Annotated in this window: 19 protein-coding genes; 12 read left to right on the top strand and 7 right to left on the bottom strand. The window is 74.4% G+C overall.

What is annotated here, in order from left to right; all coding sequences use genetic code 11:
- Positions 1-49 precede the first annotated feature (49 nt).
- From ABZ641_RS10630 to ABZ641_RS10620, 3 genes are all read right to left on the bottom strand, one after another.
- Complete coding sequence (locus tag ABZ641_RS10630) at positions 50-697, bottom strand: PH domain-containing protein (protein ID WP_344622109.1); 648 nt, start codon at positions 695-697, stop codon at positions 50-52.
- Positions 698-829: 132 nt separating this feature from the next.
- Positions 830-1,567, bottom strand: a complete 738-nt coding sequence (locus ABZ641_RS10625) for an ABC transporter permease (RefSeq protein WP_344622110.1) — start codon at positions 1,565-1,567, stop codon at positions 830-832.
- Positions 1,564-2,325 (bottom strand): ABC transporter ATP-binding protein, encoded by a 762-nt coding sequence (locus tag ABZ641_RS10620; RefSeq protein WP_344622111.1) that lies wholly within the window; start codon positions 2,323-2,325, stop codon positions 1,564-1,566. Before ABZ641_RS10620 ends, ABZ641_RS10625 begins: the two co-directional genes overlap by 4 nt.
- Before the next feature lie 169 nt (positions 2,326-2,494).
- Here ABZ641_RS10620 and ABZ641_RS10615 point away from each other — a divergent pair, with 169 nt between their 5' ends.
- On the top strand, positions 2,495-3,046 hold the full coding sequence (locus ABZ641_RS10615) for a hypothetical protein (RefSeq protein WP_359980744.1): 552 nt from the start codon (positions 2,495-2,497) through the stop codon (positions 3,044-3,046).
- 173 nt (positions 3,047-3,219) lie between these two features.
- On the opposite strand, the gene ABZ641_RS10610 is transcribed toward ABZ641_RS10615, so the two are convergent.
- The gene (locus tag ABZ641_RS10610) at positions 3,220-3,831 is read right to left on the bottom strand and encodes a TetR family transcriptional regulator (protein ID WP_359980741.1); all 612 of its coding nucleotides are present in this window, start codon (positions 3,829-3,831) and stop codon (positions 3,220-3,222) included.
- 124 nt (positions 3,832-3,955) lie between these two features.
- Here ABZ641_RS10610 and deoC point away from each other — a divergent pair, with 124 nt between their 5' ends.
- The 5 genes from deoC (at position 3,956) to ABZ641_RS10585 (ending at position 8,622) form a co-directional block, all read left to right on the top strand.
- Positions 3,956-4,942 carry a deoxyribose-phosphate aldolase gene (gene deoC / locus ABZ641_RS10605; RefSeq protein ID WP_344622192.1) on the top strand — a complete coding sequence of 329 codons (987 nt, stop codon included), beginning with the start codon at positions 3,956-3,958 and terminating at the stop codon, positions 4,940-4,942.
- 5 nt (positions 4,943-4,947) lie between these two features.
- Positions 4,948-6,435 carry an aldehyde dehydrogenase family protein gene (locus ABZ641_RS10600; RefSeq protein WP_344622114.1) on the top strand — a complete coding sequence of 496 codons (1,488 nt, stop codon included), beginning with the start codon at positions 4,948-4,950 and terminating at the stop codon, positions 6,433-6,435.
- A complete protein-coding gene (locus tag ABZ641_RS10595; RefSeq protein ID WP_359980738.1) occupies positions 6,428-7,330 on the top strand; it encodes an aldehyde dehydrogenase family protein in 903 nt (300 codons plus the stop codon). Before ABZ641_RS10600 ends, ABZ641_RS10595 begins: the two co-directional genes overlap by 8 nt.
- A gap of 151 nt (positions 7,331-7,481) precedes the next feature.
- Positions 7,482-7,889 (top strand): hypothetical protein, encoded by a 408-nt coding sequence (locus ABZ641_RS10590; protein WP_344622116.1) that lies wholly within the window; start codon positions 7,482-7,484, stop codon positions 7,887-7,889.
- 88 nt (positions 7,890-7,977) lie between these two features.
- Positions 7,978-8,622, top strand: coding sequence for an ATP-binding protein (locus ABZ641_RS10585; RefSeq protein ID WP_344622117.1), 645 nt, complete (start codon positions 7,978-7,980; stop codon positions 8,620-8,622).
- 25 nt (positions 8,623-8,647) lie between these two features.
- On the opposite strand, the gene ABZ641_RS10580 is transcribed toward ABZ641_RS10585, so the two are convergent.
- Together ABZ641_RS10580 and lysA are read right to left on the bottom strand one after the other, a co-directional pair.
- Positions 8,648-10,090, bottom strand: a complete 1,443-nt coding sequence (locus ABZ641_RS10580; protein ID WP_344622118.1) for an amino acid permease — start codon at positions 10,088-10,090, stop codon at positions 8,648-8,650.
- A gap of 33 nt (positions 10,091-10,123) precedes the next feature.
- Complete coding sequence (gene lysA / locus ABZ641_RS10575; protein WP_344622119.1) at positions 10,124-11,386, bottom strand: diaminopimelate decarboxylase; 1,263 nt, start codon at positions 11,384-11,386, stop codon at positions 10,124-10,126.
- A gap of 90 nt (positions 11,387-11,476) precedes the next feature.
- Between lysA and ABZ641_RS10570 the strand changes: the two genes are divergently transcribed.
- Entirely contained in the window at positions 11,477-12,673 is a 1,197-nt protein-coding gene (locus tag ABZ641_RS10570; protein WP_359980730.1) for a helix-turn-helix domain-containing protein, read from the top strand.
- Between the two features lie 166 nt (positions 12,674-12,839).
- Here ABZ641_RS10570 and ABZ641_RS10565 read toward each other — a convergent pair whose 3' ends face one another.
- Positions 12,840-13,502 (bottom strand): SigE family RNA polymerase sigma factor, encoded by a 663-nt coding sequence (locus ABZ641_RS10565; protein WP_344622193.1) that lies wholly within the window; start codon positions 13,500-13,502, stop codon positions 12,840-12,842.
- A 551-nt stretch (positions 13,503-14,053) separates the two neighbouring features.
- Here ABZ641_RS10565 and ABZ641_RS10560 point away from each other — a divergent pair.
- From ABZ641_RS10560 to ABZ641_RS10540, 5 genes are all read left to right on the top strand, one after another.
- Positions 14,054-14,734 carry a response regulator transcription factor gene (locus ABZ641_RS10560; protein WP_344622121.1) on the top strand — a complete coding sequence of 227 codons (681 nt, stop codon included), beginning with the start codon at positions 14,054-14,056 and terminating at the stop codon, positions 14,732-14,734.
- A gap of 45 nt (positions 14,735-14,779) precedes the next feature.
- On the top strand, positions 14,780-16,267 hold the full coding sequence (locus tag ABZ641_RS10555) for a HAMP domain-containing sensor histidine kinase (RefSeq protein ID WP_344622122.1): 1,488 nt from the start codon (positions 14,780-14,782) through the stop codon (positions 16,265-16,267).
- Entirely contained in the window at positions 16,264-16,530 is a 267-nt protein-coding gene (locus ABZ641_RS10550) for a hypothetical protein (protein WP_344622123.1), read from the top strand. The genes ABZ641_RS10555 and ABZ641_RS10550 overlap by 4 nt, the downstream gene beginning before the upstream one ends.
- Before the next feature lie 56 nt (positions 16,531-16,586).
- A complete protein-coding gene (locus ABZ641_RS10545; RefSeq protein ID WP_344622124.1) occupies positions 16,587-17,237 on the top strand; it encodes a VanZ family protein in 651 nt (216 codons plus the stop codon).
- Positions 17,238-17,831: 594 nt separating this feature from the next.
- Complete coding sequence (locus ABZ641_RS10540) at positions 17,832-18,014, top strand: PspC domain-containing protein (RefSeq protein WP_263105051.1); 183 nt, start codon at positions 17,832-17,834, stop codon at positions 18,012-18,014.
- The last annotated feature ends 33 nt before the right edge of the window (positions 18,015-18,047 follow it).

Genomic DNA, 18,047 nt, shown 5'->3' with positions numbered 1-18,047 from the left:
GCCGACCTCTCGGGTCGGCGGGGGCCCGTGCGTCCGTACGACGCGGGCGTCAGCCTGCGACGATCAGGGTGATCAGCGCGATCAGGCCGGCCACGGTCGGCACGATCACCCACCAGCACCAGCTGACGGTCACCTCGCCCTTGGCCTCGGGCCGGCCGGCGCACCGCTCGGCCAGCTCCTGCAGGTTCCCGACGACCTGGTCGGACCAGGCCCGGGTCGGGTCGTTCTCGCCCGGCCGCAGCGGCGCCGACGGCGTGCCGTCCTTGGCGACCCGCATCGCCCGGCGGCTCGCCGCCTTCCGCTGGCGGATCGACACCGGCACCGCCCAGACCTGGTACTTGTGCCCGCCGGCGAACAGCTCGACCGAGTACCCCGACCGCAGCCCCTCCACCTGCGACCACGGCGCGTGGACGCTGCGCAGCGGGTTGCGGACGAGCAGCCGGCGCTCGTTGGCGTACACCGCGGGGCGCAGCGTGTAGGCGATCACCGGGAAGACGAAGACCGGCGCGGCGGCGAGCGCCACCCAGGGCGTGCGGCCGGTGCCGGAGATCACGGCGTCGCCGATCAGCCAGGCGGCCACGGCGAGCAGCAGGACACCGGAGATGATGCCCGGGCCGGAGCGGTAGACGCGGTCGGCGTACTGCGGCTCCTCGGGGGCGGCGGGACCCGGGTGGGGCGTGCCGTCGGATTCGGTCATGGGGACGATTCTGCCGCATGGGACCCGTCCGCCCCAGGGACCCCGGCCGCCGGATTCCCCCGGGTCACGGCGGGCGCCGCCGGACCGGGGCCGGTTCGGCGGCGCGGCGCGGCGTGCGTCCGCCGCGCCGGGTCAGGGGGTGCGGCGGCGGAGGGTGGCCGCGCCGAGGCCGAGGGCCAGCAGCGCGCAGCCGGCGATCACCGCGAGGTCCGTGACCACCTCGCTGCCGACACCGCTGTGCACGGTGAGCCGGCCCATCGCGTCGACCGCGTACGAGAGCGGCATCACGTCGGAGGCCCAGCGCAGCACGTCCGCCATCTGCTCGCGGGGCACGAACAGGCCGCAGAGCAGGAACTGCGGCAGCAGCACGGCGGGCAGGAACTGCACGGCCTGGAACTCGGTGGCGGCGAACGCGGAGACCAGCAGGCCGAGTGCCATGCCGAGCAGGCCGTCGCCGACCGCGACGGCGAACAGCAGCCAGGTCGGACCGGCGACGTCGAGGCCGAGCAGGCCGATGGTCAGCGCGGAGGCGAGCGCCGCCTGGACGAGGGCGACCAGGCCGAAGGCGAGGGCGTAGCCGAGCAGCAGGTCCAGCTTGCCGAGCGGCATGGTGAGCAGCCGCTCCAGGGTGCCGGAGGTGCGCTCGCGCAGCATGGCGACCGAGGTGACCAGGAACATCACCAGCAGCGGGAAGACCCCGAGCAGGGCCGGTCCGATCCGGTCGAAGGTGTCCGGCTGCCCGTCGTACATGTAGCGCAGCAGGGTCAGCAGGACGCAGGGGACGACGAGCAGCATCGCGAGGGTGCGCGGGTCGTGGCGCAGCTGGGCGAGGACGCGGCGGGCGGTGGCGAGGGTGCGCCGGGTGTTCATCGGCCGGTCTCCACGGTGTCGGCGGTGCGGGGGGTGTCCTCGACCAGGCGGAGGAAGGCGCTGTCGATGTCGGCCGCCCCGGTGGCGGCGAGCAGGGCGGCGGGGGTGTCGTGGGCGAGCAGCCGGCCGTCGCGCATCAGCAGCAGGCGGTCGCAGCGGGTGGCCTCGTCCATGACGTGGCTGGAGACCAGCAGGGTGGCGCCCTCCTCGGCGAGGCCGCGGAAGAGCTGCCAGAGGTCCTGGCGCAGCACCGGGTCGAGGCCGACGGTGGGCTCGTCCAGGACGAGGAGCTCCGGGGCGCCGAGCAGGGCCGCGGCGAGCGAGACGCGGGCGCGCTGGCCGCCGGAGAGCCTCCCGGCGGGGTCGTTCTCGTGGCCGGTCAGGCCGACCTGGCGGATCACCCGGTCCGGGTCGCCCTTCGGTGCGCCGAGGACGGCGGCGAAGTAGGCGAGGTTCTCGGTGACGGTGAGGTCGGCGTAGACGGAGGGCGCCTGGGTGACGTAGCCGACGCGGTGGCGCAGCGCGGCGTCCCCGGCCGGGCGGCCGAGCACCTCGACGGTGCCGCCGGCGGTGCGCTGCACGCCGACGACCGAGCGGAGCAGGGTGGTCTTGCCGCACCCGCTGGGGCCGAGCAGTCCGGTGACCGATCCGCGCGGGATCTCCAGGTCGAGGCCGTGCAGGACGGGGCGGCCGCCGCGGACCACGGTGAGGCCGGCGGTCCGGATCGCGGGGCCGGGCCCCGCCTCAGAATTCATCATGCGATGAGTTTTGCGTTCCGCACCCCGGCCGTCAAGAGACCCGGCACGACGGCTCGGGGTGCCGCACGGTGTCGCTCGGGATGTCGCTCGGGATGTCGCGCGGTGGACCGGGGCGGCCCGGGGCGGCCCGGGCATGGACAACGGGCCCGCCGACCAGCAGGGTGGGCGCGTGACCGCACCGGACGCCCCCGCCCCGCCCTCCGACGACACCGCCGCCGACCCCACCGACGCCGCCCTGCCGACCGGGACCGACCGGGAGGCCCCCGGCACCGTGCGGGGGCTGCCGCTGCCGCAACTGCTGCTCGACCTGATCGCCGACGGCCGCTGGCGACACCCGGGCGACGAAGCACTCGCGGCCGCCCTGCCCTGGTTCGCCGACCCGGTGGAGCTGCTGCCCGACGTGGCGGCGGTGCGGCGCCAGTCCGCCTCGCTCGACGACCTCTCGGGCGAGGACCTCGGCCCGCTCTTCCGGCAGGCCCGCGGCAGCACCGCCGCCGACCCGGTCGAACTGCCGTGGCTGGACGCCGAACGGGCCGTACTCATCGCGGTCGCCCGCACCGCCGGGGACGACACCGCCCTCGCCCTCGACTACCGCACCGACCCGGCCGACCCCCGGGTGGTGGGCAGCGACATCTGGACCAACCCCCGCGAATACACCTGGCGGGTCGCCGCCCCCACCTTCACTGCCTTCGCCACCACCCTCGGCCTCCTGGAGCCGTAGAAAACCCCAGGGGGCGCGGGGAACTGCGCAACTCGGATACGGCTCACTGGCGAATCAGGGGCACCCCGATGCCGTCACGACGCCCGCTCCCGGACTGCGCAGTTCCGCCCCAGCCTTCGGCCGGGAGGTGCCCCAGCACCCCCGGCCTGCCTGCCCCCTCGGAGAGGAAGGCCTCAGGTCTCGACGAGGTACCCCTGGACCGCGCGGGCCAGCAGCGGCAGCAGGTCCTCGCCCGGGGCGGAGGCCAGCGGTTCGACGGCGATCACGTAGCGGGCCATGGCGAGGCCGAGGATCTGCGACATCACCAGTTCGACGCGGAGTTCCGGCTGCGGCACGTCGAGGCCGACGGCGACCCGGGAGACCACCTCGGTGACCATGAAGCCGCGCATCAGCGCGGCGACCTCCTCGGAGGCGGCGGCCGTCCGCAGGACGGCGAGCAGCCGGTCGCGGACGGTCGGCTGTTCCCACAGGGCGAGGACGAACCGGGCGACGCGTTCGCCGACCTGCGCGCGGTCGCCGGCCAGTACCTGGTCGACGATCAGCCGCGGGTCGACGGGGAATTCCAGGGCGGCCAGGAAGAGCTTGTCCTTGCTGCCGAAGTAGTGGTGCAGCAGGGCGGCGTCGACGCCGGCGGCCCGGGCGATCGCCCGCATGCTCGCCTTCTGGTAGCCGAGGGCGGCGAACTCGGCCCGGGCGGCCTCCAGCACCGTCCGCCGGGTGTCCGCGCCGCCGGGGCGCCGGCCGGTCTTCTTGCGGGGTGCGGGCTGTTCGGCTGCGGAGGTCACCAGGGCATTCTTCCCGGCCCTCGGGGGCGTCCGGGGGCGGTGGGGCGCCACATCTCGGTCCGGCATCGAAAACAGCCCCTCCCTAGCGGATCGCTACGCGCGTAGATATGCTGGTCTGGTGACTATGTCCACTCTTGCAGCCCACGCCCCCGGCGCTGCGGGCAGCGGCCTCGCGGACGTCGCGGCGTCCGAGGCCTCGCTCCGCCGCTTCCTGCACGGCCTGCCCGGCGTCGACCAGGTCGGCCTGGAGGCTCGCGCCGCCACCCTCGGCACCCGTTCGATCAAGACCACGGCGAAGGCGTACGCCATCGACCTGGCGATCTCGATGATCGACCTGACCACGCTGGAAGGCGCGGACACGGTCGGCAAGGTGCGCTCGCTGTGCACCAAGGGCCGGAACCCCGACCCGTCCGACCCGACGGCTCCGCGGGTCGCGGCGATCTGCGTCTACCCGGACATGGTCGCCACCGCCAAGGAGGCGCTGCGCGGCACCGACATCCAGGTCGCCTCGGTCGCCACCGCCTTCCCGGCCGGCCGCGCGGCCCTGCCGGTGAAGCTCGCCGACACGGTGGACGCGGTCGCCGCCGGCGCCGACGAGATCGACATGGTGATCGACCGCGGCGCCTTCCTGTCCGGGCGCTACCTGGACGTCTTCAACGAGATCACCGCGGTCAAGGAGGCCTGCCGGCGTCCCGACGGCACCTCCGCCCACCTCAAGGTGATCTTCGAGACCGGCGAGCTGCAGACGTACGACAACGTCCGCCGCGCCTCCTGGCTGGCGATGCTGGCCGGCGCGGACTTCATCAAGACGTCCACCGGCAAGGTCGCGGTGAACGCCACTCCCCCGGTGACCCTGCTGATGCTGGAGGCGGTCCGCGACTTCCGCGCCGCGACCGGCGTGCAGATCGGCGTGAAGCCGGCCGGCGGCATCAAGACCACCAAGGACGCCATGAAGTACCTGGTGATGGTCAACGAGACGCTGGGCGACGACTGGCTGAGCCCGCACTGGTTCCGCTTCGGCGCCTCCAGCCTGCTCAACGACCTGCTGATGCAGCGCCAGAAGCTGACCACCGGACGGTACTCCGGCCCTGACTACGTGACGGTGGACTGAGACAGATGGCCAAGAACACCAAGAAGACCGACGCGCCCGTGGCGCAGGCCCCCCGCGGCGGCCTCTTCACCTACGCCCCCGCCCCGGAGTCCCCGGCCGCGGCCGGCGACATCGCGACCTCCTACGGCCACTTCATCGGCGGCGAGTTCGTCGACTCCTCCGGCAGCGAGGCGCTGAAGACCGTCAACCCGGCCACCGAGCAGGTGCTGGCGGAGTTCGCGCAGGGCACCGGGGAGGACGTCGACCGCGCGGTCGCCGCCGCCCGCAAGGCCTTCGCCGACTGGTCGGCGCTGCCGGGCAGCGAGCGCGCCAAGTACCTGTTCCGGATCGCCCGGATCGTCCAGGAGCGCTCCCGCGAGCTGGCCGTGCTGGAGTCGATCGACAACGGCAAGCCGATCCGCGAGACCCGCGACTTCGACGTGCCGATGGTCGCCGCGTGGTTCTTCTACTACGCGGGCTGGGCGGACAAGCTGGACTACGCGGGCTACGGCCCCAACCCGCGGCCGGTCGGCGTCGCCGCACAGGTCATCCCGTGGAACTTCCCGCTGATGATGCTGGCGTGGAAGATCGCCCCGGCGCTGGCCACCGGCAACACGGTCGTCCTCAAGCCGGCCGAGACCACCCCGCTGACCGCGCTGCGCTTCGCCGAGATCTGCCGCCAGGCGGGCCTGCCGAAGGGCGTCGTCAACATCGTCACCGGCGACGGCCGCACCGGCGCCGCGCTGACCGCCCACCCGGACGTGGACAAGGTCGCCTTCACCGGCTCCACCCCGGTCGGCCGCTCGATCGCCCGGCAGCTGGCCGGCACCCGCACCAAGCTCTCGCTGGAGCTCGGCGGCAAGGCCGCGAACATCGTCTTCGACGACGCGCCGATCGACCAGGCCGTCGAGGGCATCGTCAACGGCATCTTCTTCAACCAGGGCCACGTCTGCTGCGCGGGCTCCCGGCTGCTCGTCCAGGAGTCGGTCCAGGACGAGTTCCTGGAGGCGCTCAAGCGCCGGATGTCGACCCTGCGGGTCGGCGACCCGCTGGACAAGAACACCGACATCGGCGCCATCAACTCCTCGGCGCAGCTGTCCCGGATCACCGAGCTGACCGACGCCGGCGAGGCCGAGGGCGCCGAGCGCTGGTCGCCCTCCTGCGACCTGCCGGGCACCGGCTACTGGTTCCGCCCGACCCTGTTCACCGGCGTCTCGCAGGCCCACCGGATCGCCCGTGAGGAGATCTTCGGCCCGGTGCTGTCGGTGCTGACCTTCCGCACCCCCGCCGAGGCGGTCGAGAAGGCCAACAACACCCCGTACGGCCTCTCCGCCGGCATCTGGACGGAGAAGGGCTCGCGCATCCTGTGGACGGCGAGCCGGCTCAAGGCCGGTGTGGTCTGGGCCAACACCTTCAACAAGTTCGACCCGGCCTCGCCGTTCGGCGGCTACAAGGAGTCGGGTTACGGCCGCGAGGGTGGCCGACACGGTCTGGAGGCCTACCTCGATGTCTGATGTGGCACTGCGTCTTGACGTCCTCAAGACCTACAAGCTGTACGTCGGCGGGAAGTTCCCGCGGTCCGAGAGCGGGCGGGTGTACGAGGTGACCGACTCCAAGGGCCAGTGGCTCGGCAACGCCCCGCTCGGCACCCGCAAGGACACCCGGGACGCCGTCGTGGCCGCGCGCGCCGCGGTCAAGGGCTGGTCCGGCACCACCGCGTACAACCGCGGCCAGGTGCTGTACCGGGTCGCCGAGATGCTGCAGGGCCGCCGCGAGCAGTTCGCCGCCGAGGTCGCCGCCGCCGAGGGCCTGGGCGTCAAGAAGGCCGCCTCGCTGGTGGACGCCGCGATCGACCGCTGGGTCTGGTACGCGGGCTGGACGGACAAGGTCGCCCAGGTCGCCGGCAACGCCAACCCGGTCGCCGGCCCGTACTTCAACCTGTCGACGCCCGAACCGACCGGTGTGGTCGGCGTGCTGGCGCCGCAGGCCGGCCACGGCTTCTCCTTCCTCGGCCTGGTGTCGGTGATCGCCCCGGTGATCGCCACCGGCAACACCGCCGTGGTCGCGGCCGCCGCCGAGGCGCCGCTGCCGGCGCTGTCGCTGGGCGAGGTGCTCGCCACCTCCGACCTGCCCGGCGGTGTGGTCAACGTGCTGTCCGGCCGCACGGCCGACATCGCCCCCACGCTGGCGTCCCACCAGGACGTCAACGGTCTCGACCTGACCGGCGCGGTGCACCAGGACGGTCCGGGCTCGCCCGCCGCCCTGGAGGCCGCCGCCGCCGAGACCCTCAAGCGCGTCCTGCGGCCGGCCGCCGACCCGGCCGCCGCGGACTGGACCCAGCAGCCGGGCACCAAGCGGCTGACCTCCTTCCTGGAGACCAAGACGGTCTGGCACCCGATGGGCATCTGACCACCGGGCCGCGACGAAAGTGGGATCCGCACCCTCCCGACCGGGGGTGCGGGTCCCACTTTCGTCGTTGCGGGTTCCGGCCGGTCGGCGGGCAACTGGCCGGGCCCCTCCGCGAGTCCAACCGGGCAGGAACGACCGGAAGGACGAAACGATGTGGGAGTTGGCCGCCGACCTGGCGGTTCTGTTCGGGGACGGGCCGCTGCGGGCGCTGCGCGCACGGCGGGCGCGCCGGCGGCTGATGGCCGGACTGCCGACCCGCATCCCGTGCTCGGTGCGCTCCGAGCGCCCGGGCTGGCCGGCCGCGTTCGAGAACGGGAGCCTGCTGTTCACCCCGGGCCGGCCCACCGCCGCCTTCGGCTCCCGCCGGCACCCGTGGCTGGAGTTCGGGCTCGGCGGTGAGCACCGCGACCCGGAGCCGGCGGACTGGTTCGACCAGGACTGGGCGGCCACCGGCTACCTGCCGCCGGACGGCGGCGCGGCGGTGTTCGTCCAGGTGCACAGCCGTTACCTGGTGACCACCCGGCTCGCCCTGGGCGGCCCGGTGGACGGGTCGGTCTGACGGCGCCCCCCGGAGGTCCGTGTGAGATTGGCCCGGGGGCGTCCCGGCGGTACCGGTGAACGCCGGTGATGCGTCAGACTGGTGTCCCGTGAGTGACACCCCGCTGAACCCGGCGCCGATCCAGCGCGCCCGCGTCATCCTGCTGTCGGGACCCTCCGGATCGGGGAAGTCCTCCCTCGCCGAGCGCACCGGCCTGCCCGTGCTCCAGCTCGACGACTTCTACAAGGACGGCGACGACCCGACGCTGCCGCAGCTGCCGGACGACGGCGGCACGGACTGGGACTCGCCCGCCTCCTGGCACGCCGAGCAGGCGATGGCGGTCATCCGGGCGCTGGTCGAGGACGGCCGTGCGGACGTCCCGGTGTACTCGATCCCGGACAACGGCCGGGTGGGGGTCCGCCCGTTCGACCTAGGCGGCGCGGCCGCGTTCGTCGCGGAGGGCATCTTCGCCGCCGAGCTGGTCGGCCGCTGCGAGGCCGAGGGGCTGCTCGGCGACGCGCTGTGCCTGCGCAACCGCCCGTCCACCACGGCCTGGCGGCGCTTCCGCCGGGACGTCCGCGAGGGCCGCAAGTCGGTGCCCTACCTGCTGCGGCGCGGCTGGCGGCTGATGCGTGCCGAGCGCGGCATCGTGTCCCGCCAGACCGCCCTCGGCGCGCACGCCTGCGCCGGCCCGGAGGCCGAGCGGCGGGTGCGTGCGGTGGCGGACGTCCGGCCGGTCCGCGTCGCGGCCTGACCGGGCGCCCGGGGAGCCGCACCGGTCAGGGCGCCGTACCGGTGAGCACCGGCCCGGCCTCGGCCCGGTCGGCCTGCTGCAGCGCGGAGTGGTGCCGGCTGTAGCCGAGGTAGACGGCCACGGCCAGGGCCAGCCACACCGCGAACAGCAGCCAGGTGTCCGCCGGCAACCCGTACAGCAGGTAGCCGCAGAAAGCGACGGACAGCAGGGGCACCACCGGGTGGCCGGGCACCCGGAAGCCGCGCTCCAGGTCGGGGGCGGTGCGCCGGAGGATCAGCACGCCCAGGGAGACCACGGCGAAGGCGACCAGGGTGCCCAGACTGGTCAGGTCGGCGAGGACGTCCAGCGGGACGACGGCGGCGAGCACCGCGACCAGGGCGCCGACGACGGCGGTGCCGGCGACCGGGGTGCCGCTGCGCGGGCCGACCCGCCGGAACAGCTCCGGCAGCATGCCGTCCCGGCTCATCGTGTACAGGATCCGGGTCTGCCCGTAGAGGACCACGAGGACGACGCTGACGATGGAGAGCACGGCGCCGGCCGAGAGCAGCAGCCCGGGCCAGCCCGCCCCGGTCACCCGGGTGAGGATCGCCGACAGGCCGGCCTCCTGCCCGCCGAAGGCCGTCCACGGCTGGGCGCCGACACCGACCAGGGCGACCAGCACGTACACGGCGGTGACCACCAGCAGCGCGCCGACGATCGCCAGCGGCAGCGTGCGGCGGGGGTTCTTCACCTCCTCGCCGGCGGTGGAGACGGCGTCCAGGCCGATGAAGGAGAAGAACACCGTGGAGGCGGCGGCGCCGATCCCGGCCGTGCCCATCGGCGCGAACGGGTGCAGGTTGGCGGCGTGGAACCCGGTCGCGCCGACCACCACGAAGAGCGCCAGCACGGCCAGCTTGACCAGCACCATCACGGTGTTGACCAGCGCGGACTGCTTCGCCCCGCGGACCAGCAGCAGGCAGCAGAGCAGCACCAGGACGGCGCCGGGCAGGTTGACCCAGCCGCCGGCGCCGGGCGGGGCCGCGATCGCCTGCGGCAGCTGGAAGCCGAACAGCCGCTCGGTGAGGTCGTTGAGGTACTGGCCCCAGCTCACCGCGATCGCCGCGCCGGAGACGGCGTACTCCAGCAGCAGGCACCAGCCGACCGCGTAGCCGGCGAACTCGCCCAGGGTGGCGTAGGCGTAGGAGTACGAGGAGCCGGAGACCGGCACGGCGGAGGCGAGTTCGGCGTAGCACAAGGCGGTGAGGGCGGCGGTGACGGCGCCGATCACGAAGGAGAGCACGACGGCCGGGCCGGCCTCCGGCACCGCCGAGTCCAGGGTGAAGAAGATCCCGGTGCCGATGGTGGCCCCGATGCCGATCATGGTGAGCTGGAACAGGCCGACGGTGCGGCGCAGTTCGCCGCCGCCCTGGAGGGCACCGACCGGCTTGCGTCTGAGGAGTTGCCGGCGGAGCGTCACGTCCGATGCCATGGTGGACCTCTCGTACGGGGGTGGGGGGTCGGGTCAGTCCAGGTCGCGGCGGAGTAGGTCGCCGTACGTCTCCCGGCGCACCACGGCGCGGTGGCGGCCGTCGCGGCAGAAGACGACCGGGGGCCGGCGGGCGCCGTTGTAGTTGTTGCCGAGCGCGTAGGTGTACGCGCCGGTGACGGGGACGGCGATCAGGTCGCCGGGGCGGGGGTCGCGCAGCGGGACGCCCGCACTGAGCACGTCGCCGGACTCGCAGTGCCGGCCGACCAGCCGGACGGGCCCGCCGCCGCCCACCCGGGTGGCCACGGTGGCCTCGAACCGCTGCTGGTAGAGCGAGACTTCGAGGTTGTCGCCCATGCCGCCGTCGACCGCGACGAAGGTCGGGCGGCCGTGCTTGACGGTGACCACCCGGTAGAGCGAGACGCCTGCCTCGGCGGTCATCGAGCGGCCGGGCTCGATCAGGATGCGGGCGGCAGCGGGCAGGGTGCCGCGGGCGCTGTCGACGAGGGCGTCGAGGTACTCGTCCACGCTCGGCGGGCTGTCCCGGTACGTGTAGCGGGCGCCGAGGCCGCCGCCGAGGTCGTAGACGTCGAACGTGCCGAGCCCGGCGACCGCCTCGACGGCCTGCTCGAACGGCTTGGTGTCCATGATCTGCGAGCCGACGTGCACGTGGACGCCGTCCAGGCGCAACCGGTCGCTGCCACGCAGCCGGGCGATCGCCTCGCGGGCCTCGGGCAGCAGCAGCCCGAACTTGGAGCCGGCCTGGCCGGTGGAGACGGCCTCGTGGGTGTCCGGGCGGATGTCGGGGGTGACCCGGACGAGGACGCCCTGCTCGCGGCCGGGCCGTTCGGCGAGGATCAGCTCCAGACGGTCGATGTCGTCGAAGTTGTCGACCACGATCAGCCCGGCACCGGCGTCGACGGCCATCCGCAGTTCCTCGGAGGTCTTGGCGTTGCCGTGCACGACCAGGCCGGCCGGGTCGGCTCCGCCGGCCACGGCGAGGGTCAGTTCGCCGCCGCTCGCCACGTCGATGCCGAGGCCCTCCTCGGTGAGGGCCCGGTAGACGGCGGTGCACGGGAAGGCCTTGGAGGCGAAGGTGACCCGGGAGTTCGGCCAGCGGGCGGCGAGGCCGTCGGCGTACGCGCGGGCCCGGGCGCGCAGGGCGCCCTCGTCCACGATCAGCGCCGGGGTGCCGTACGTCTCCGCGAGTTCGGCCACCGGACAGCCGGCGATCACCAGGGCGCCGTCGTCGTCGAGTTCGGTGCCGGGCGGGAAAAGGCCGATCAGCTGGTCCTGCATGGTGCCCCTTCCGGGGGTGGGCTGCGGTGCACAGCCATCGTGGCGGCGGCCCGGGCGGACGTCTTTGGCGCAATCGCCTAGGGTCGGGACATGGATGATGCGCAATCGCCAATGGAGGGCACGAGCGAGGAGCTGTTCGCGCTGGCCAACGCCATCGCCGCGGTGACCGGCGGATCGGTGGCGGTCGAGGATCTGGACCGGCGGGTGCTCGCCTACTCCGCGCTGCCCGACCAGCGGATCGACGAGCTCCGGCGGCGCGGCATCCTGGAGCGCCGGGTGCCGGACCAGGCCGAGCAGCCGGCCCAGTACCGGGAGGTGCTGGCCGCGCCCGGCGTGATGCGGCTGCCGACCCTCGCCGAGGACGAGCTGCCCCGGGCTGCCGTGGCGATCCGGGCGGGCGACCTGCCGCTCGGCACCATCTGGGCGATCGAGGGCCCGGACGGCCTGGACCCGGCCGGCGAGCGGGCGATGCGCGACGGCGCCCGGCTGGCCGCGCTGCACATCCTGCGCCGCCGCAGCGCACAGGAACTGGAACTGCGGGCGCGGGAGGACGGACTGCGCGACGCACTGCACGGCGGCGGGCGCACCGCGGACCTGCGGTACGCGCTGGGGCTGCCGGAACGGCCGCGGCTGGTGCTGGTCGGGCTGACCCCGCTGCGGCTGCCGGCCGACGAGCCGCCCTCGGTGGTGCGGCTCGCCGCGGCGGCGGCGCGGCACTGGGCAGCCGTGCACGGGGAGGCGGCGGTGGCCGCCGTCGGCCGGACGGTCTACGTGCTGCTCGCCGAGGTCGGACCGGCGGCCGCGCGCCGGCTGGCGGAGCAGGCGGTGGCGGCGCTCGGGCCGAGCGGCGGCGGGCTGGTGCGGGCCGCCGTGAGCCGGCCGGCGGAGGATCTGGAGGCGGTGCCGGCGCTCCGGGCCGAGGTGGACGACGTACTGCGGGTGATCTCCGCGGATCCCGGGTGCGCCGCGGTCGCCAGCCTGACCGACGTCCACGCCCGGGTGCTGCTGGCCAAGGTCGCCGACGAGCTGGCCCGGCGCCCGGAGCTGCGGCACCCGGCGGTGGAGGCGATGCTGGCGCACGACCGGGAGCACCGCACGGAGTACGCCCGGTCGGTGGCGGCGTGGCTGGACGCCGTGGGCTCGGTGGCGACCGCGGCGGAGCGGGTCGGCGTACATCCGAACACGCTGAAGTACCGGCTGCGGCGGGCCGGGCAACTGTTCGGCCTGGACCTGGAGCACCCGGACGACCGGCTGTCGGCCTGGCTCCAGCTGCGGCTGGCGCTCTGAGCGTGCCCGGGCGGACGCACAGGAGCCCGGTGCCTCTCCCCGGCACCGGGCTCCTGCTGTTGCGGGGCTGCGGGCTTCCCCCGTCGGCGGCCACTCCCCCGAGTAGGCCATCCGCGCTTCCGCGACCCCTTCACCCGTCCCCCGACGGGAGTCCTGTGGTGTGCGGTCAGGCGACCAGCTCGCCGAAGGCGTGCACGGTGTCGCCCGTCCGGTTGAGCTGCTCGTCGTCGCGCAGCCGGCGCAGCGCGCGCCAGATGCTGCTCTTGACGGTGCCGACGCTGATGCCGAGGATGTCGGCGATCTCCGGGTCGGTGCGGCCCTCGTAGTAGCGGAGCACCAGCATGGTCCGCTGGTTCTCCGGCAGCTTGGCCAGCGCCTGCCAGAGCACGGTGCGCAGCTCGGTGCCGCCCATCGCGTCGGTGTCGCCGGCCGTCTCCGGCAGCTCCTCGGTCGGGTACTCGTTGACCTTGCGGCGCCGCCAGGCGGAGATGTGCAGGTTGGTCATGGTGCGGCGGAGGTAGCCCCCGACCGCGGCCTTGTCGGCGATCCGGTCCCAGGCGCGGTAGGTGCTGAAGAGCGCGCTCTGCAGCAGGTCCTCGGCCTCGTAGCGGTCACCGGTGAGGTGGTACGCGGTGGCGTACAGGGAGGCGCGGCGCTCGCGCACGTATGCGGTGAACTCCGCGATGCGGTCCGCCGCCTCGGGCGAGCACTCCCCCTGCGCGCCTCCCTGTCGACCGTCCTCGGCACCGGCCGCCGCGGGGGTGAGCCGCAGCAGCGTGGTGCCTGCGGCCTGGCGGGCGTCCGGCTCCCCCGAGCCGGTGCCGCGCAGGCCTTCCCCCGTCGGGATGGCCCGACCCTGACCCACCGGGAGGATCCCCCGGAGCGTCATGGTCGAGCTGCTGTCGGCCGCGTTCCCCCGGTGGCCGATCCCGTACAGCTCCCCCCCGTGCCCGCCGCCGTTGGGGCGGTGGGCTCCGGTGCGGTGTGCGCACCCCCGTACGATCACGGCACCGGAAGTCTCGTCGGTCCGCACCTCGTACCTGGTCCGCGGGTTCGCGGTCGAACGCGCTGCGCGGACGGCCGCGTTGCGGGTCAGAAGCGTTGCGTTCATCGTGCGCCCCCATGGTCGGTACGTGCGGTTCCCCGTCGCCGTTCCTCCCGGTTCTCACCCGGTCGTTCCCGGCGACAAGGAAAATCCTGCCCGCCCGTCGTCATGGCGGTGTCCGCCGACTGTCACAGGGCTGTCACAGCGCCCGGGGCGTCCGGGCACACCGCTGTCACACCCGCCCGGACGCCCGAACCGGCGCCTCCGGTTCCCGCGACCGTTCAGCAACCACCCGGGTGGGTGATCTGTGGCCCCGGGTGGGCCAGAATGAGCCCGTGCCTTTCCTGCTTCTGATCGAGGACGACGACGCCATCCGGACCGGCCTCGAACTCGCCCTCACCCGCCAGGGCCACCGCGTGGCCACCGCTGCCTCGGGCGAGGACGGCCTGAAGCTGTTCAAGGAGCAGCGTCCGGACCTCATCGTCCTGGACGTCATGCTGCCCGGCATCGACGGCTTCGAGGTGTGCCGTCGCATCCGCCGGACCGACCAGCTGCCGATCATCCTGCTCACCGCGCGCTCCGACGACATCGACGTGGTGGTGGGCCTGGAGTCCGGCGCCGACGACTACGTCGTCAAGCCGGTCCAGCCGCGCGTCCTGGACGCCCGGATCCGGGCCGTGCTGCGCCGGGGAGAACGCGAGTCCTCGGACTCCTCCACCTACGGCAGCCTGGTCATCGACCGCTCGGCGATGACCGTCACCAAGGACGGCCAGGACCTGCAGCTCACCCCGACCGAGCTGCGGCTGCTGCTGGAGCTGAGCCGCCGGCCCGGCCAGGCGCTGTCCCGGCAGCAGCTGCTGCGGCTGGTGTGGGAGCACGACTACCTGGGCGACTCCCGGCTGGTGGACGCCTGCGTGCAGCGGCTGCGGGCCAAGGTCGAGGACGTGCCGTCCGCGCCGACGCTGATCCGCACCGTGCGCGGGGTCGGCTACCGGCTCGACCCGCCGATGCAGTGACCGCCCCGGCCGACCGCCTGTTCCCGTTCCCGTCTGTGAGACCTGTTGACTGACCCCCAGACCCCGCCGCGCCGCCGCCGTCCCTGGCGGCGGCTGCGCTCGCTCAGGGTCCGCCTGATCGCCGTGTTCGCCGCGGTCGCGCTGATCACCGCGGTGTCGGCGTCCGGCATCGCGTACTGGCTGAACCGCGACGCCGTCCTCAAGCGCGCCCAGGACACCGCGCTGAACGACTTCCGGGTGTCGCTGACCCGGAACGTCTCCGACCTGCCGCTGGAGTCCACCTGCCCGGAACTCGCCTACCTGGCGCAGCAGGTGGCCTCGTCCGGGCTCAACTACGACGTGGTGGTGACCGATCCGGCGCAGCCGGGGTGCGCGGTCTCCACCGACCCGTCGCGGTTCACCCTGCAGGACGTGCCGCAGGCGCTGCAGCGGGCGGTGGCCGCCCAGCGGGAGGTCGGCGCGGGCAACCAGTACCCGTACCACCTGTACTGGCAGCGGGTGAACCTGGGCAACCGGCCGTTCCTGGTCGGCGGGACGAAGGTGGTGCCCTCCGGCCCGACGGCGTACATGTTCAAGTCGCTGGAGGACGAGCGGGCCGATCTCAACACGCTGGGCTGGTCGCTGGCGATCGCCACGCTGCTGGCGCTGATCGGCTCGGCGCTGCTGGCGCAGGCCGCCTCCTCGACCGTGCTGCGGCCGGTGCGCCGGCTCGGCGAGGCCGCCCGGCGGCTCGGCGAGGGCAAGCTGGACACCCGGCTGGAGGTCGAGGGCGGCGACGAACTCGCGGACCTCGCCCGGACGTTCAACCGCACCGCGGAGTCGCTGTCGCACCAGGTCGAGGAGTTGAGCGCCCGCGAGGCGCAGAGCCGCCGCTTCGTGGCCGACATGTCGCACGAACTGCGCACCCCGCTCACCGCGATGACCGCCGTCACCGACATCCTGGAGGACGAGGCGGACTCGCTGGACCCGATGATCGAGCCCGCGGTGCGCCTGGTGGTCAGCGAGACCCGGCGGCTGTCCGACCTGGTGGAGAACCTCATGGAGGTGACCCGCTTCGACGCCGGCACCGCCAAGCTGGTCGCCGACGAGGTGGACATAGCCGACCTGATCATGTCCTGCATCGACGGCCGGGCCTGGTACGACGCCGTCGAGGTGGACGCGCCGCGCGGCATCCGGCTGATGGCCGACCCGCGCCGGCTGGACGTCGTCTTCGCGAACCTGATCGGCAACGCCCTCAAGCACGGCGGCTCTCCCGTCCGGGTCGTCGTCCGGCAGGAGGGCGACCGGGTGGTCGTCGAGGTCCGCGACAGCGGGCCGGGCATCCCCGAGGAGGTGCTGCCGCACGTCTTCGACCGCTTCTACAAGGCCGACAAGGGGCGGGCCCGCTCCGAGGGCAGCGGCCTCGGGCTGTCCATCGCGATGGCCAATGCACAGATCCACGGCGGCACCATCACGGCCGCCAACGGGGAAAGCGGCGCGGTCTTCACCCTGACCCTGCCGCACACCCCACCCAGCCAGGAGGACGCACAGTGAGCGCGGTACGGAGGGCGGCGGCACTGGTCCTGCTGGCCGGAGCCGCCGCCGGCTGCGGCATCCGGCCGACGGCGGTCCCGGTGGACGCCGGGGCGCCCGCCAGCCGCACGGCCTGCCCGAGCCCCGTGCAGGTGCCGCGGGCGGCCACGCCGACGGCGGCCTCGCCGGCCCCGACCGGCGCGCCGTCCGTCGCGGCGAAGAGCCCGGCGCCGCTGTTCAGCGTCACGCCGACGCCGAGCGCTTCGGCCTCGCACTGCCCCTGAGCCGCCCGGGCCGGGGCGGTGGAACCGTCCGCGGCCGAGACCGCGTCCACCCGGTTGTGCACCGACATGGCACCACCACCCGCACCGGCGCAGCGGCCGGGGACGACCCGATCGAGGACACCGGGCCGACCGGTCGGACCCAGCCGCCGGAGGCCTGCCGCACGCTGCGGACGACCGCACGGCTCCTGCTGGCCGGCTATGCGGTGCTGCTCGCCTGGCTGGTGCTGACGCCCAACGCGGTGAACTGGACCTACCCGGCCAACCTGACCCCGCTGGCCTCCGTCGACCGGGCGCTCGCGCTCGGCGGCTACGCCGGGGCCCGGCAGCTCGCGGCCGGCATCCTGCCGCTCGCCCCGTTCGGGGTGCTGCTGCCGATCGCGGTCGGCCGGCTGCGCACTCCCGTGCTGCCGTCCTTCCTGCGCACCGTCGGCGGGGCCGCCCTGCTGGCGACCGGGCTGGAGATCCTGAAGAGCTGGACCCCGGGCCACGTGCTGAACGTCGACGACATCATCCTCGGCACGGCCGGTGCGGCCGCCTGCCACCTGCTGCTGGTGCCGGCCGCCCGCGCCCTGCTCCGGCTGCGGGCCCGCCGCCGGCGCCGCGCCGCCCTCCCGGCCGCGCAGCCGCACCACCGCACCTACGAACTCGCCTCCCCGGCCTCCCCGCTGGGCCGCCTCACCACCCCGGGCAGCCCCACCGTCCGGTGACACCCGCGCGGCACGGCCGGCGGCCGCGTCCCGGTAACCCCGCTCCCGCGCCGCGGACCCGCCGCCGGCAGAGCCCACGCGGCCGCCCGCGACCCGGCGCCACGCCTTGGTTCCGAACCCGGACGAGCTGCCCCCGCGGGCCCGTGCGAGCGAACTCGGCTGCCACCCAGGCCCGGCAGCACCGTTTCCCCACCGTGGACCTGCCGCCGACGGCGCCCACAGAGCTGTCCGCGACACGGCAACACGTCGGCGCCCGGGCCCGTGCGAGCGGACTCGACTCCGGCCCGGCCCGGTAACGCCGCTCCCGCGCCGCGGACCCGCCGCCGGCGGAGCCCACGCAGCCGCCCGCGACCCGGCAAGCCGTTGCTCATGGGCCCGAATGCGCCTCCCCCACGGGCCCGTCGGCACCGCCGGCCGGCTGTGCGTCTCGGGGGCGGCCCTGAGGGCGACCCTGAGAGCGGCGTCCGCCGCCCCGGTGAGAGGTCAGGGGCGTGGATCACTATCGGGGCTGACGTTTCCGGCGGCCCGGCCGAGCACGATGGACACATGCCCGCCGGACGGACCGGACCGGGCCCGCGACCCGGGAGTCACCCCATGAGCACGCTCGCCCGCCCCCGCCACAACCGCGTCATCGCCGGCGTCTGCGCCGGGCTGGCCAAGCGCTTCGGCCTCGCCCCGTGGACCGTGCGGATCATCTTCCTGCTGTCCTGCCTGCTGCCCGGCCCGCAGTTCCTGATCTACCTGGCGCTCTGGCTGCTGCTCCCGCAGGAGCCGTGAGGCACGGCGAAGGGCCGCCCCCGCACCGCGGGG

This window comes from Kitasatospora sp. NPDC007106 (genome assembly GCF_040634455.1).
GTDB classification, from domain to species: Bacteria; Actinomycetota; Actinomycetes; order Streptomycetales; family Streptomycetaceae; genus Kitasatospora; species Kitasatospora arboriphila.
Note: the sequence above shows the minus strand (reverse complement) of the source record. Positions and strands in the feature narration are given on the sequence as shown.

Bases quoted from the DNA above. Each gene is read 5' to 3' on its own strand.
- ABZ641_RS10600 (WP_344622114.1), top strand. From the start codon at position 4,948: ATGGCCAAGAACACCAAGAAGACCGACGCGCCCGTGGCGCAGGCCCCC.
- ABZ641_RS10620 (WP_344622111.1), bottom strand. From the start codon at position 2,325: ATGATGAATTCTGAGGCGGGGCCCGGCCCCGCGATCCGGACCGCCGGC.
- ABZ641_RS10625 (WP_344622110.1), bottom strand. From the start codon at position 1,567: ATGAACACCCGGCGCACCCTCGCCACCGCCCGCCGCGTCCTCGCCCAG.
- ABZ641_RS10630 (WP_344622109.1), bottom strand. From the start codon at position 697: ATGACCGAATCCGACGGCACGCCCCACCCGGGTCCCGCCGCCCCCGAG.
- ABZ641_RS10540 (WP_263105051.1), top strand. From the start codon at position 17,832: ATGAGCACGCTCGCCCGCCCCCGCCACAACCGCGTCATCGCCGGCGTC.
- deoC (WP_344622192.1), top strand. From the start codon at position 3,956: ATGTCCACTCTTGCAGCCCACGCCCCCGGCGCTGCGGGCAGCGGCCTC.
- ABZ641_RS10570 (WP_359980730.1), top strand. From the start codon at position 11,477: ATGGATGATGCGCAATCGCCAATGGAGGGCACGAGCGAGGAGCTGTTC.
- ABZ641_RS10595 (WP_359980738.1), top strand. From the start codon at position 6,428: ATGTCTGATGTGGCACTGCGTCTTGACGTCCTCAAGACCTACAAGCTG.
- lysA (WP_344622119.1), bottom strand. From the start codon at position 11,386: ATGCAGGACCAGCTGATCGGCCTTTTCCCGCCCGGCACCGAACTCGAC.
- ABZ641_RS10590 (WP_344622116.1), top strand. From the start codon at position 7,482: ATGTGGGAGTTGGCCGCCGACCTGGCGGTTCTGTTCGGGGACGGGCCG.
- ABZ641_RS10580 (WP_344622118.1), bottom strand. From the start codon at position 10,090: ATGGCATCGGACGTGACGCTCCGCCGGCAACTCCTCAGACGCAAGCCG.